Below are 13802 nucleotides of genomic sequence, written 5' to 3' on the forward strand. Positions count from 1 at the left end.
GGGTTCGAGACTATAGGCTCGAAACCTGAATTCGGGGATCGCGCAGCGATGACATTTTGCGCCACTCACTGATGCACCAGAATATGTCCGTCGGGCCTGCGACAGCGCGCAGTTTAAAGAGCTCGGGATTCTTAAGGGGTGCGGCGATAGGCGCCCCTTGAGGCCGGTGTGGGTGGCAACCCACGACCTTGATTTTGAATTTGAATTGAATTTGAATTTGAATTTGAATTTGAATTTGACCTTAACCCGCATGTGGCCACCAATCCCACCTCCTATTCCATCTCCCGCAACTCCATAGCAACTATTGTTGTTTTACATCGTTTGTCCCTGACTTTAATAATCGCTGTTAACGATGTGTTGCGATTAAAGGGAAAAACGATGGGATACCGTTTAAGTTTGCTTGAAAAAAGTCCGCTGGATGAGCATGAAGATGCCGCAGGGGCGTTACGGCGGACGCTGGAACTGGCCAGAAAAGCAGAAGACTGGGGATATCACCGGTTCTGGCTGGCGGAACATCATAATACTGACAAGCTGGCGATCTCTTCTCCGGAAATCGTGATCGCCTGGATCCTCGCTCATACGCAGCGCCTGCAGGTCGGTTCCGGCGGCGTCATGTTGCAACATTACAGCCCGTATAAAGTAGCCGAAAACTTTAATCAGCTGGCGTCACTGGCACCTGGTCGCGTGGATATCGGTATCGGCAAAGCGCCGGGCGGATTACCGCTTTCAACTCATGCACTGCAATACGCGGTGGACTCCGCACGTAAGGGCGATTTTGCCGAACAACTGCGTCAGCTCGACGACTGGCTTTCAGTGCCCGTCAGAGGCAAAGACGCTGATGCGCTTTCTGCAACGCCTCAGCCACCGCAGTCAGCCTCTCGTTTCTTATTGGGTGCCAGCGAACAAAGCGCCCGTCTTGCCGCCAGTCTCGGCTGGAATTTCGTCTTTGCCGCGCACCTGAATGCCGACGAGCGTGATATTTCCAGCGCCCTTTCCGCTTATTCGCACGACAGCCACGGCAAACGCGCTCTTCTGGCTGTGCCGGTGATTGTCGCCGATACCACCGAACAGGCCGCACGGCTGGTGGATAAAACGCAGCGATATCGCGTTATCGCCAGCGACGGACAAAGCGTCAACGTCGGCAGCCATGAACAAGTGGAAGCTTATCTTCGCCAGTCAAAAGCCAAATCCCATCGTATCGAAGAACGTCAGTCGGAAGTGATTTACGGCACCGGTGAGGACGTTCATCAGCAGCTGGAAGCCTTGCAGGCACGTTACGGTGTGGAAGAATTTATCATTGATACGCCGGTATCCCAGCCTCGCGCCCGCCTGCGTTCCCTCGAACTGTTAGCCACAACCAGCGTTGCGCTGGCTTAAGGACGCAATGTGAGCCACGTGATCCGCCTTGCTCTGGAATCAGAAGCCGCAGCGCTGCACAGCCTGTTGCAAAAGGCTTATGAACCGCTGCTGGAACATAACATTCATTTCACTATCACCCGCGCCAGTGTTGAGGATGTTCGGGATGTTATCCGCAATGAAACCACTTACGTGCTGGAAAATGACGGTGTTCTGACCGCCACCCTGACCACACGTTTTCTGTGGACACCGGCGAAAAATCATCTTGCGCCGTGGCCGTTTGTGCACTGGTTTGCGGTGGCAGAACACGCCAAAGGTCAGGGTTTTGGTAAAGAAATTATCAGCTACGTCGAAGAAACGTTTCTGCGTGACACGCTGAAATCTCCGGCGGTATATCTGGCGACGGCGGTGAAACATCCGTGGCTGACTGCGTTGTATCAGCGGCGCGGTTATGAGCCATTTCATATCGCTACCAATCCGCTGGGAGTGGAACTGGTATATCTGCGCAAAATTCTCAATCAGCAGGCTTTCGACGCGCAAGAGCAGGCTCCGCTGGTTCGCTCTATCGCTGAATTACGCACGCTGGTTTAACGGCGGCTGAATAATACAATCTTAAGGATGAAATAATGAGTCAGAAAAAACAATTACGCCTGGGTGCCATTATTCAGGGCGCGTCCGGGAATATGTCCGCATGGCGTCATCCGGATGCCGTATCGGATGCCAGTATTAACATTCAGTTCTGCCAGCAATTAGCGCAACGAGCTGAACAGGCTAAGTTTGATTTCTTATTTGTCGCCGACGGACTTTATATTACCGAGAAATCCATACCGCATTTTCTTAATCGTTTTGAGCCGATCACATTGCTTTCCGCCTTATCGCTGGTCACTCAAAAAATCGGACTGGTCGCCACATTATCGACCTCTTACAGTGAGCCTTTTACCGTCGCACGTCAGTTTGCCAGCCTCGATCATCTGAGCAGTGGACGTGCGGGCTGGAACGTGGTGACTTCACCGCTCGAAGGCTCGGCGAAAAACTTTTCCCGCGATAAACATCCTGAACATGACGAGCGTTACCGCATCGCCAGCGAATACGTCAGTGTGGTGAAAGGTCTGTGGGATTCGTGGGAAGAAGACGCGTTTGTGCGCAACAAAAACACTGGCCAGTTCTTTGCGCCACAGAAACTGCACACGCTCAATCACCACGGCAAATACTTCTCCGTACAGGGCCCGCTGAACGTCGGCCGCTCGCCGCAGGGGCGTCCGGTTGTCTTTCAGGCCGGCGCGTCAGAACAGGGCAAAGCCTTTGCTGCCGAAGCCGCTGACGCCATTTACACCCGTCAGGAAACCCCGGAACTGGCGCGGGCGTTTCGTCTCGATGTTCAGCGCCAGCTGGTGGAAAACGGGCGTGACGCCGAAGACATCCGCGTCTTCCAGGGCATCAGCGTGATCATCGGCGATTCGCCTGCCGATGCCGAACGTAAATACCAGGAAACCGCGCAGCTGGTGACGCTGGAAAGCGCGCTGGACTATCTCGGCCGCTATTTCGAACATCACGATTTTGCACAATACGACCCGGATGCGCCGTTCCCGGACATCGGCGATTTGGGCCAAAACAGTTTCCGCAGCACCACCGATGAAATCAAACGCAACGCCCGCGAGCACGGACTGACCCTGCGTCAGGCCTCACTGGAAGCCGCCACACCCCGCCCGACGTTCTCCGGCACCGCTGAAAATGTCGCTGACGGTCTGGAACACTGGTTCACCTCCGGCGCCACCGACGGCTTTATCGTCCGCGGCGGAACACCGACGGCATTCGATGATTTCATCGACAGCGTGATCCCGATTTTGCAGGCGCGCGGTTTGTACCGGACGGACTATGAGGGTGATACCCTGCGGGGGAATCTGGGGTTGGGTGAGCCGGAGAATCAGTTCACTGCTAAGGGTGTGCATTCCGATGCACTGACGGTCTAAAATCAACCTGTTAAGGTCAACACCTTGGGTTGCCACCCAAACTGGCCTTAAGGTCAACACCTTGGGTTGCCACCCAAACTGGCCTTAAGAGGCGCCTGTCGCCGCGCCTCTTAAGAATCTCCGGCTCTTTTACTGCGCGCTAACGCTCGCTGGATTGACATTTTGCGCCACCCACTAATGCGCCGGAACATGTCCGTCGTGCCTGCGACAGCGCGGAGTCCATAGGGCCGCGCGTTACCGGGTCTCTGGTCGGTGTGGGCCGACGCCCACGACCTTGAATTTACCCACAGTATTACCATTACCCCCCCGGCAATTTGGATGCCAATCCAAGATTCTCCCTGAAATCCCCCCCTCCATACTCGGTATCAATCAGCCCGCGTTTGCGCAGCTCCGGCAGCAAACCGTTAATCAGCAAATCTTCCTGATCTGCCTGCCCCAGCCCGTGCAGGGAAATCACGTCCAGCACACCGGCGCGGTAGCGTTCTTCGATGGCGTCGGCGAGTTGTTCGGGCGTACCGGCGACAAACCAGTGGCCGGTTTCCTGGGCCTGCACGATCAGTTCGCGCAGTGTCAGCCCCTGTAAGGCAAAACGCTTGAATATTTCCGCACGACCGCGACGACGGTTGATTTGCTCGATGTCAGGCAACAGCCGCAGCGGGATGGGCTGATCCAGTGCGGCATCGCGCAAATCAATGTCGCCGCCCAGCATGTCCGCCACTTTCAGACGTCCCTGCTGATAGTCAATCCGTTCGTGTTTTTCAAACAACCGGCGTGCCACATCTGAAGGACTTTCGCCGATGATCGAATGGAACGAGTTCATGATGAGTGGCCGGTTTTCATGGCGGCCAAAGGCATCGGCGTGATGATGCACGCGTTCAACAAAAGCCTTCGCATCTTCCAGTGTGGGCTGCGAGGTGTAGATCACTTCCGCATATTTCGCGCCCAGTTTCAGCCCTTCTTCCGATTGCCCGGCCTGAAACTGCACAGGCCGGTGCTGTGGTGGTGGCGGAACGTTCAGCGGGCCCTGAACGCGGAAAAAGTCCCCGTGATGGTTGACCGGATGCAATTTGCGCGGATCAATATTCACACCACCGTTTTTATTACGCACCACAGCATCTGCCTGATTGGCATCGAATAAGGCGTTTATCACTTCGATAAACTCAGTGGCTCTGGCGTAGCGCACCTCTGGCGCAGGCAGCTGAATATCACCGAAGTTTTCTTCACCCACCGAAGACGTTACCGCGTTCCAACCCGCACGTCCGCCGCTGACGTGGTCGAGCGTACCGATCAGCCGCGCCAGATTATACGGATGCTGATAGGTGGTGGACACCGTGGCAATCAGCCCGATTTGTGACGTGACCTGACTCAGCGCTGCGAGAGTGATCAGCGGATCCTGACTGCCGGTCGAACCGGAAAGCCCGTCCGGGTCAGCCTGCAGCAAATCGGCGGTAAACAGTCCGGTTATTTTTTCTCTTTCTGCAATATTGGCCAGCGTAATGGCGCGGGAAATACCCGTCTGGCGACGTGTATCGTTCGATGCGTGGATCACGCTCCCTGCCCCGACCAGGGTTTTTAAGCGTCTGCGGGATGTATTCGTCAAGCTCGTCTCCTTTATCTGCATCTGTTAAAACTTTCGGTTTAAAAAACCGCCTGCGTTAAAAATAGAGACCGCCGCTAATTACACCACGAACAAAAAAGCATTTTATTACCCTCTATTGAGATAAGCCGGGATACACCGCCTTCTTTAAACCACAGAAATTGACTAAGTCATTTATTGATGCAGGTAAGCAAATATTGTGATTTTACAATTTAGCAACCTGACATTAATAATCGTTTCAGCCGTGCGGAATAAGGCGGCGTTATTTATTGAGTTCATTCGAATAATTCATGGCTTATTACCTGACGGGAAATGTATGAAATCCTCTGTTTACGTTCGTTCTCTTTCTGTGCTGGCACTGTTAGTGCTCTCTTCCGGCCAGTTGCTGTATGCCGCTGAACAACTGCAGCAAGGCGGTAATCTGACGTGGGGCGTGGAAACTGAACCCAATACGCTCAATCCGCAGTTAAATGGCCAGTCAAAAGCCGAACTTATTCTGCGTGTTGCCTATGAATCGCTGTTAGCACGCAAGCCGGACGGCTCGTACATTCCGTGGCTGGCGACCGGGTATAAGGTGTCGGACGACGGTAAAACCTACACGTTTACCCTGCGCGATGACGTGAAATTCTCCAACGGCGAGAAATTCAATTCTGCTGCGGTCGCCGAAAACTTCCGTCATGCACAGGATCCGGCGTATTGCGCAGGGTCGAGTATTTGCGCGCTGGCCGGAAGAATTGCCAGCGTCGAAACGCCGGGCGAGTACACCGTCAGCATTACGCTGAAAGACGTTTACAGCCCGTTCCTGTCTTTTGCTTCCGGTCTGAAGCTGATTTCGCCTTCCTCCTGGACGTCGCCGCAGCTGAAATCCGGCGGTACCGACCTCGCAGGCACCGGCCCGTTTATTCTCAAGCGCTATGAAAAAGGCCAGCAGATTGAGTATGTGCGCAATCCGGATTACCGCTGGGCGTCGGCAAATGCGAAACATCAGGGCCCGGCGTATCTCGAAGGCATAACCTACCGTTTCCTGCCGGAATCCTCGGTGCGCACCGGTGCGCTGCTTTCCGGTCAGGTGGATGTGATTGAAGGTGTTTCCGGCAACGATGCCGGTGAGTTCAAGGACAATCCTGACTTTTCGTACCAGCACGCGCTCAATACCGGCACGCCGTATTCGCTGTTCCTCAATGTGAAATATGGCCCGACGCAGAAAGTGAAAGTCCGTCAGGCGATTTTGCAGGGACTGGATATTTCACCGATTTTGCAGTCGATTTATCGCGGCGAACGTACACGCGTCTGGGGTATTACCTCCCCGGTCGATCCGTTGTATGACGCCAGCCTGAGCGGTAAATACGGCAATAACCCGGCGCTCGCTAACCAGCTGCTGGATGAAGCAGGCTGGAAAACCAAGGGCGCAGACGGCATCCGCACCAAAGACGGAAAGCCACTGAGTATTGAAATTATTCAGGCGCAGGCGACCGTGCGTGACCAGCGCGACGTGCTGCTGCAGGCGATTCAGGCTCAGGCACGGCAACGACTCGGCGTGGATTTGAAAATCCGTTACGTCGATTCCGGCACCTATACCGAAGTGCGTAAAACCGGTCAGTTTGGTTCGATTGCTAACTCGAATACCGATACCGATGGTATCGATATTGAAAACCACTATCTGCCAGTGGATGCCGGTGGTGCGATCAACTACAGCCGCACCGATGCGCCGGAAATTATTCCGCTGCTCAAGGGCGCGTCGCTGACGCTGGATAACACACAGCGCAAAACCTTCTACGGTCAGTTGCAAAACTTTGCCGTGTTGCAACAGGCGCTGGCGATCCCACTTTATGAGCCGGAAGACCAGATTGCAGCGGCGTCATACGTTCACGGCGTCGGCTTCAGGCCGTTTAAACAGATGCCGGAAAACGCCTATGACGTCTGGCTGAGCAAGCATTAATCAGAAGTAAGGAGTCAGAACATGTCGGCTGAAACTGCATTTATTTCTCCCCGTCGGCCTAAGGCCAAACCTTCATGGCACGGGCGGATCACCCGGCGGATACTCACCGGCGTGCTGGTGCTGTGGGCGGCAGTCACGTTGTCGTTCATCAGCGTTTACCTCGCGCCGGGGGATATCGTCAGTTTGCTGATGGGCGAACAGGTACACACGCCGGCGATTGAGGCGGCAATTCGCGCCGAATGGGGACTGGATCAGCCGTTGTATCAGCAATATCTGCATTATCTGTGGCGCGTGCTGCACGGCGATTTTGGCCGTTCGTACATGCTCAATACTGACGTCAGTTCTCTGGTGTTGTCGCAGCTGTGGCCGACGCTGAAGCTCACCGGACTGGCGCTGGTGGTCAGTCTGGTGTTTGCCGTGCTGATGGCGGTTACGACCGCGCACCGCCGCTGGGGGCAACGGATTGCCGGTTCCATAGAGCTGATTCTGGCGTCCACGCCCTCTTTCTGGCTCGGCATCGTGCTGCTGTTTATCTTTAGCTTTACCCTGCGCTGGTTTCCTGTCGCCGGTGACCGCAGCTTTTCGTCGCTGGTGCTGCCGGCGTTTTCACTGGGCCTTGCTCAGGGTGCGGTGGTATCGCAGGTACTGCGCCGCGGGCTGGAAGATGCGCTGGATGAACCTTTTGTTCTGACTTTGCGCGCCTGGGGTCTGGGCAACACCGTCATACGTTTACGCCACGCGCTGCGCCACGCCGCGCTGCCTGCGGTCACCCTCACCGGCTGGCTAATTGGCGGCCTGCTCAGCGGCGCGGTGATCACCGAACAGGTATTTGGCCGTCCGGGTCTGGGTAAAATCACCGTGGATGCCGTGCTGAGTAAGGATTTACCGGTGGTGCTGGCCGTGGCGATTTTCTCGGCGCTGGTGTACGTGGTACTCAGCACGCTGGTGGATATCTTGTACCTGTTTATCGATCCTCGTCTGCGCGACGCAACCTCCGCCGGAGAAGAAAATTCATGAGTCAGACTCTGCTTTGCGGGCGCATTACGCGCCGTTTATCTGCCGGTGTTCTGCTGGCTGCCGGATTATTGCTTCTGGTTCTGCTGGCGGTTGTCTTCCCGGCTGTGCTCACCCATTACGATCCGCTGAATGCCGATCCGGTCAACGCGCAGCTCGCGCCTTCCGCCAGTCACTGGCTGGGCACAGATCAGCTGGGCCGCGACGTGCTGTCGCGCATTATTTATGGCAGCCGCTATTCCCTGCTGATAAGCCTCGCGGCGATGGCAGTGGCGGTGAGTATCGGCAGTCTGCTCGGGTTGCTGGCGGGCTTGTTCAAAGGGCCGCTGGATGAACTCATCAGCCGCGCGGTGGACGTGGTGTCTGCCTTTCCGGATTTGCTGCTGGCACTGATGCTGATTGCCTTCACCGGCCCCGGCACCACCAATCTTATTTTCGCGCTGGGCGTGGCATCTGTGCCGCGTTTCACCCGTGTCGTACGGGCGCAGACTTTTGTTGTCATGTCTTCCGGTTATGTCGAACAGGCGCGCACGCTGGGGCTGAAACGTCACGTGCTGGTCTGGCGACATGTGCTGCCGCACGCCATTGCGCACGTTCCCGCACTGGCGACGCTCGGGCTGGGTACTGCGATTATCGGCACCGCCGGGCTGAGTTTTCTCGGCATGGGGCCGCAACCGCCGACTGCCGAATGGGGGCTGATGCTGGCCGAAGGCCGTAATTATTTGCGTAATGCCTGGTGGATTGGTGTCTGGCCGGGCATGGCGATCACCCTGACCGTGATTTCAGTTAACACCCTCGGGCGTTACTGGCAGGCCACTTTTGAAGGAAAACGTCCATGAGCGGCGAACTGTTTATTGATATCCAAAACCTGTCGATTTTCTTTCCGTCGGCAGGCGGTGAAAAAGCCGCCGTCAGCGGGCTGAATCTGCAACTGCGTCGCGGGGAATCTGTAGCGTTTGTCGGGGAGTCCGGCTCAGGAAAAACCGTGACAGCCCGCAGTCTGCTCGGGTTACAGGATGCCAGAGCGCGAATTACTGCCGACCGTTTCGTGATTGGCGGCGAAGACATGCTCGGCGCAAGCCAGCGACGCTGGCGCAAAATTCGCGGCAGTCAGATTGGCTATGTTTTGCAGGACGCGCTGGTGTCGCTCGATCCGTTGCGGCAGATCGGACGGCAGCTGCGCGATGCGCTAACCGCCAGCCGTAAAAGGAGTCCTCAGCAACTCAGCGAACAGGTGATTTTCTCACTAAAATCGGTCGGATTTCCCGATGCGAAAAACCGCCTGAACGCTTATCCCCATCAGCTTTCCGGCGGTTTGCGTCAGCGCGTGCTGATTGCCACCGCACTGGCCGGAAATCCCGGTTTGCTGATTGCCGATGAGCCAACCACCGCACTGGATATGACGGTGCAAAAACAGATTCTGGACTTGCTGCAACAGCGGCGCGACAACGGTGAAAGTCTGCTGCTGATAAGCCACGATCTCTCGGTCGTCGGGCAGCTTGCCGACCGTATTCTGGTGATGCATCAGGGCAAAGTGGTCGAAGAAGGCCGTGGCGAAAAACTGCTGACCGCGCCGGATCATCCGTACACACAACAACTGCTGGCAGCGGTGCCCAGTCCGGCGACGCGTGGCCTGAAGCTTGCCGGCAAGCGTGGCGAACCGCTCCCTGCGCGCAATATTTCCATCACAAATCCGGTACTGGAAGCCCGTCATCTCAGTAAGGTATACGCCGGAAAAACCGTGGTGAATCACGTCAGTCTGCAACTGTTTGCCGGTGAAACGCTGGGAATTGTCGGCGAATCCGGCTCAGGGAAAACCACGCTGGCACGGATGATTCTGGGGCTGACCGAACCGGTATCCGGCACTATCGACATCCAGGGTCAACGCTGGAGTCAGGTTCCCGAATCGCAGCGCAGGCTGCAACGCCGTGGTATTCAGCTGATTGCGCAGGATCCGCTGAGTTCGTTTGATCCGCGTTATAACGTTGAGCGAATCATTGGCGAAAGCCTCGACAGTGCGGGTATTTTTGGCGATGAACGGCGCCACCGCGTCCGTCAGTTGCTGGATGAAGTGCAGCTGGGCGAAAGTTTTCTGCACCGTTATCCGCGCGAACTGTCCGGCGGTCAGCGGCAGCGCGTGGCGATTGCCCGCGCCTTTGCGCCGAATCCGGCGTTGCTGGTGGCCGATGAACCGGTAAGTGCGCTGGATGTGTCGATTCAGGCACAGGTGCTGGATTTGCTGGCGAAAATGCAGGCCGAACACCGCACCGCGCTGCTATTTATCTCGCACGATTTAGGCGTTGTTCACCATCTGGCCGACCGGGTGATGGTGATGAAAGACGGCAACGTGGTGGAACACGGGCAGGTCGATGATGTGTTCCAACGCCCCGCCCATCCGTGGACGCGGCAGTTGATCGAGGCGCTGCCGTCAGTGAGCTTACGTCCGCAAACCTTATGTTCGCAGACTGCGGCGGCGCTGTAAGGCTTTACCGGCAAGCGCCGCCAGCGATGCGCACAGCAGGTAATACATCAGCCCGACCAGCAGGAAAATTTCCGCCGGGTAAATCTGTACCCGGTTATTCACCTGCCCGGCTACTGTGGTCAGTTCAGGCACGTTGACGATAAACGCCAGCGACGTATCTTTGACCAGCGAAATCAGCAACCCGAGATATGACGGCAGCAGATTTGGCCATGCCTGTGGCAACAGCACGAATAACAGCACTTTGCTGTAACTCATCCCCGAAGCAACTCCCGCTTCGGTTTGCCCGCGTGGCAAGGCTTCCAGCCCGGCCAGCGTCGAATGCATCACCGCCGCCGAGGTAAACCAGGCCAGTGCCAGGATCACCGTCAGCGGTCCGGGGATCGAGCCGCCAAACACCACCGGCAGCAGGAAATACAGCCAGAAAATCACGAAAATTAGCGGAATGCCGCGGATAAACGATGCCCAGACAAACAGGATTTTCCGCGTCCAGCCACCGAAACGCCACGCCAGCGCCGCCATCGTGACACCCAGCAACAACGCCAAAACCCCTGCTGAAGCCGCCATGATCAGGGTGAGTAATACCCCGCCCGGTTCGCCGTCAGCCAGTCTTCCCCACAGCAGATAGGTGAAGTTATCGTGTAAAACAGACCAATCAAATTCCATCGCGTTTTTCCTCCGTCAGCGCCACCTGCGGCCTGCGCTGCGGTCGCTTCGGACCAAACGCCGTCATCAGCCCACCGAGAATCAGCCCGAGTGCCAGATACAGCAGCGTGCCAATCGCAAAACCTTCAAATGCGTGGGCGTTGTAACTTTCAATCTGGCTGACCTGATACGTCAGTTCCGAAAAACCGATGCCGGTCGCCAGCGAAGAAAGCTTCATAAGATTGAGATACTGACCGGTTATCGGCTGCCATGCGTTGGTCAGCGCCTGTGGTAAAAGGATGGATAGCAACAACTTTTTACGGCTAAACCCCTGCGAAATCGCTGCTTCCGTCTGGCCTTTGGGCACGGAATTCAGCCCGGCCTGCACTTCTTCCACCAGAAACGCCGCCGTGAACAGCGCGAGTCCCCATGCGGCACATAAAAACTCCGGCGTCAGCCATGCAATGTTGCCCGGAAACGTCGCCCACGGATGATTGTCGCCGATGTAAAAACGCCAGCTTTGCGGCAGCGCACCGTACGCGGCAAAATACCAGAACAGCAGCTGAACCAGCAGCGGCGTATTGCGGAAAACCGAAACAAACGCCGCCACCGCACCACGGGCAATGCGTGACGAACTCAGGCGCAGCGCAATCAGCAGCACGGTCAGTAACGTGGCAAGGAGCCCCCCCGCAATGCTGACGTACAGCGTGGTGAGAAAGCCGGAGATAATCCATTGCAGAGGCTGGCCGGTCAGCACCCCAGCCCAGTTGGGATGCCAGATCATAACCCTGCTCCTGCCTGCGGATGCAGCGGAAACAGGACTTTTTGCAGAAACCGCTGCGCACGCGGATGTTGCGGGCGCAGGAAGAAATCTTCCGGCTGCGCCTGTTCAAGAATTTCGCCGCCATCCATGAAAATCACCCGGTCAGCGATTTCACGGGCAAAACTCATTTCGTGCGTGACCACAATCATGGTGATGCCGCTTTTCGCCAGTTCCTGCATCACCAGCAGGACTTCGCCGATCATTTCCGGATCCAGCGCAGACGTTGGCTCATCAAACAAAATGATGCCCGGATCTGTCACCAGCGCTCTGGCAATCGCCACTCGCTGCTGCTGACCGCCGGAAAGCTGCTCGGGATAATGCTGCGCTTTATCGCCCAGACCGACGCGCGCCAGTAATGCCCGCGCCTTTTCCCGCGCTTCACTTTTTTTCCAGCCATGCACTTTAATCAGCGCCAGACTGACATTGTCCTCAGCGCTGAGATGGGCATAAAGATTGAACTGCTGAAACACAAAACCAATGTGCGTGCGCAGCTGGCGTAATGCTGCGCCTTTGAGGTTGCTTGTCGGCTGGTTGTTGATCAGAATCTCGCCGTCGCTGACGGATTCCAGCTGATTAATAAGGCGTATCAGCGTCGATTTCCCCGAACCGGAAGGCCCGCATACTGCCACCACTTCGCCACTGGCCACACGCAAATCAACCCTGCGGATCACCTCATACGGACCAAAGGATTTACTGACCTGACGAAATTCGACAGCCGCAGTTTTACCGGCCAATGAATGTGAAAAAACCGCAGACGTCGCTGCGGTTGTGAAAGTGTCTTGCTGCATGTGCATTACCTTGCAAAAACAGATTATTTGGCTTCGATTTTGAAAAGACGCGGCTGCGGAGATTTAGTCTGCGGGCCGAACCAGACGTTATAGATGCTGACCGCCTGCCCGTTTTTCTCCAGATTCAGCAGCTCGTCGTTAACCACTTTCAGCAGACCGGTTTCGCCTTTTTTGACGCCCACGCCAATCTCTTCTTTGCTCAGCAATTCCGGCAATACTTTGTATTTCGCTTTGTCCGGCGCGCCATCCAGCAGACCGGCCAGAATGGTGCTGTCCTGCGTAATCGCCTGAACATTGCCGTTGCGCAGCGCAGAAAGCGCCAGCGGAATATCGTCATAAGACAGCACGCGCGATTGCGGGAAGCGGTTATGCAATTCCTGCTCGCCGGTGGTGCCTTTCACCGCGCCAATACGCGCCGTGGCGTAAGCATCGAGTTTATCCGGCGAATTTGCCGGGACCAGGAACTGCTGACCGGTGACGAAATACGGCACGGAGAAGTCGATGACTTTTGCGCGTTCCGGCGTAATGGTGATATCAGCCACGATCAGATCCGCTTTGCCGGACTGCAACAACGGAATTCGGTTCGCCGGATTGGTCGGTACCAGCTGCAATTTCACGCCCAGCGTTTTCGCCAGTGCTTTTGCAAAATCAACGTCATACCCGACGATGTCATGTGTTTTGGCATCCACAGAACCGAATGGCGGATTGGAATCGAAAGTCGCAACCTTCACCACACCGGCTTTTTTGATGTCCGCCAGTTGATCAGCGTGCGCGGCGAAAGTGGAGATTGTGCTGAGTGCCAGAAACAGACCCGCAGCAATTTTGGTTTTATTAACGTTAATGACAGCCATCGTTTTTCCTTATGAATAGTCTTCAGAGGGCTCGCGCCCTAATTTTTCAAAATGGGTGTTCAGAGCAAATACAGACCTGTTTTTCTGTTGTAAGTCAGAGGATTGCACAGGGGGTTAAGACGGTGCCACTAACAAAAAAGGATATAGATGGCTGATTTAGGCATAAGCAAACGGGATGGGGTTGGGCAACCATGAGCCGTAAGGTCAAAGTCAACACCTTGGGTTGCCACCCAAACTGGCCTTAAGGTCAACACCTTGGGTTGCCACCCAAACTGGCCTTAAGAGGCGCCTGTCGCCGCGCCTCTTAAGAATCTCCGGCTCTTTTACTGCGCGCTAACGC

At 55.9% G+C, this 13802-nt stretch carries 12 protein-coding genes; 7 read left to right on the top strand and 5 right to left on the bottom strand.

Annotation, left to right across the window (positions count from 1 at the left end; translation table 11 throughout):
* Positions 1 to 378 precede the first annotated feature (378 nt).
* The 3 genes from J1784_RS03510 to J1784_RS03520 are packed head-to-tail and all read left to right on the top strand — an operon-like array spanning position 379 to position 3326.
* Positions 379 to 1377 carry an LLM class flavin-dependent oxidoreductase gene (locus J1784_RS03510; RefSeq protein ID WP_217148040.1) on the top strand — a complete coding sequence of 333 codons (999 nt, stop codon included), beginning with the start codon at positions 379 to 381 and terminating at the stop codon, positions 1375 to 1377.
* Positions 1378 to 1386: 9 nt separating this feature from the next.
* On the top strand, positions 1387 to 1947 hold the full coding sequence (locus tag J1784_RS03515) for a GNAT family N-acetyltransferase (protein WP_217148041.1): 561 nt from the start codon (positions 1387 to 1389) through the stop codon (positions 1945 to 1947).
* A 35-nt stretch (positions 1948 to 1982) separates the two neighbouring features.
* Positions 1983 to 3326, top strand: coding sequence for an LLM class flavin-dependent oxidoreductase (locus tag J1784_RS03520; protein ID WP_217148042.1), 1344 nt, complete (start codon positions 1983 to 1985; stop codon positions 3324 to 3326).
* A gap of 298 nt (positions 3327 to 3624) precedes the next feature.
* Here J1784_RS03520 and J1784_RS03525 read toward each other — a convergent pair whose 3' ends face one another.
* The gene (locus J1784_RS03525; protein ID WP_217148043.1) at positions 3625 to 4926 is read right to left on the bottom strand and encodes an NtaA/DmoA family FMN-dependent monooxygenase; all 1302 of its coding nucleotides are present in this window, start codon (positions 4924 to 4926) and stop codon (positions 3625 to 3627) included.
* Between the two features lie 313 nt (positions 4927 to 5239).
* On the opposite strand from J1784_RS03525, the gene J1784_RS03530 reads away from it, so the two are divergent.
* The 4 genes from J1784_RS03530 to J1784_RS03545 are packed head-to-tail and all read left to right on the top strand — an operon-like array spanning position 5240 to position 10358.
* The gene (locus J1784_RS03530) at positions 5240 to 6862 is read left to right on the top strand and encodes an ABC transporter substrate-binding protein (protein WP_217148044.1); all 1623 of its coding nucleotides are present in this window, start codon (positions 5240 to 5242) and stop codon (positions 6860 to 6862) included.
* 21 nt (positions 6863 to 6883) lie between these two features.
* Positions 6884 to 7879, top strand: coding sequence for an ABC transporter permease (locus J1784_RS03535; RefSeq protein ID WP_217148045.1), 996 nt, complete (start codon positions 6884 to 6886; stop codon positions 7877 to 7879).
* Positions 7876 to 8715, top strand: coding sequence for an ABC transporter permease (locus J1784_RS03540; RefSeq protein WP_217148046.1), 840 nt, complete (start codon positions 7876 to 7878; stop codon positions 8713 to 8715). Before J1784_RS03535 ends, J1784_RS03540 begins: the two co-directional genes overlap by 4 nt.
* Positions 8712 to 10358, top strand: a complete 1647-nt coding sequence (locus J1784_RS03545; protein WP_217148047.1) for a dipeptide ABC transporter ATP-binding protein — start codon at positions 8712 to 8714, stop codon at positions 10356 to 10358. The genes J1784_RS03540 and J1784_RS03545 overlap by 4 nt, the downstream gene beginning before the upstream one ends.
* On the opposite strand, the gene J1784_RS03550 is transcribed toward J1784_RS03545, so the two are convergent.
* The 4 genes from J1784_RS03550 to J1784_RS03565 are packed head-to-tail and all read right to left on the bottom strand — an operon-like array spanning position 10329 to position 13462.
* Entirely contained in the window at positions 10329 to 11021 is a 693-nt protein-coding gene (locus J1784_RS03550; RefSeq protein WP_217148048.1) for an amino acid ABC transporter permease, read from the bottom strand. The two genes, J1784_RS03545 and J1784_RS03550, sit on opposite strands and share 30 nt — an antisense overlap.
* The gene (locus J1784_RS03555) at positions 11011 to 11784 is read right to left on the bottom strand and encodes an amino acid ABC transporter permease (RefSeq protein WP_217148049.1); all 774 of its coding nucleotides are present in this window, start codon (positions 11782 to 11784) and stop codon (positions 11011 to 11013) included. Before J1784_RS03555 ends, J1784_RS03550 begins: the two co-directional genes overlap by 11 nt.
* Positions 11781 to 12611: an amino acid ABC transporter ATP-binding protein gene (locus J1784_RS03560; protein ID WP_238485372.1), complete on the bottom strand. Its 831-nt coding sequence runs from the start codon at positions 12609 to 12611 to the stop codon at positions 11781 to 11783. Before J1784_RS03560 ends, J1784_RS03555 begins: the two co-directional genes overlap by 4 nt.
* A gap of 23 nt (positions 12612 to 12634) precedes the next feature.
* Positions 12635 to 13462: an ABC transporter substrate-binding protein gene (locus tag J1784_RS03565; RefSeq protein ID WP_217148050.1), complete on the bottom strand. Its 828-nt coding sequence runs from the start codon at positions 13460 to 13462 to the stop codon at positions 12635 to 12637.
* Between the last annotated feature and the right edge of the window lie 340 nt (positions 13463 to 13802).

The sequence above is a fragment of the Rahnella ecdela genome, from assembly GCF_019049625.1.
Classification (GTDB): domain Bacteria; phylum Pseudomonadota; class Gammaproteobacteria; order Enterobacterales; family Enterobacteriaceae; genus Rahnella; species Rahnella ecdela.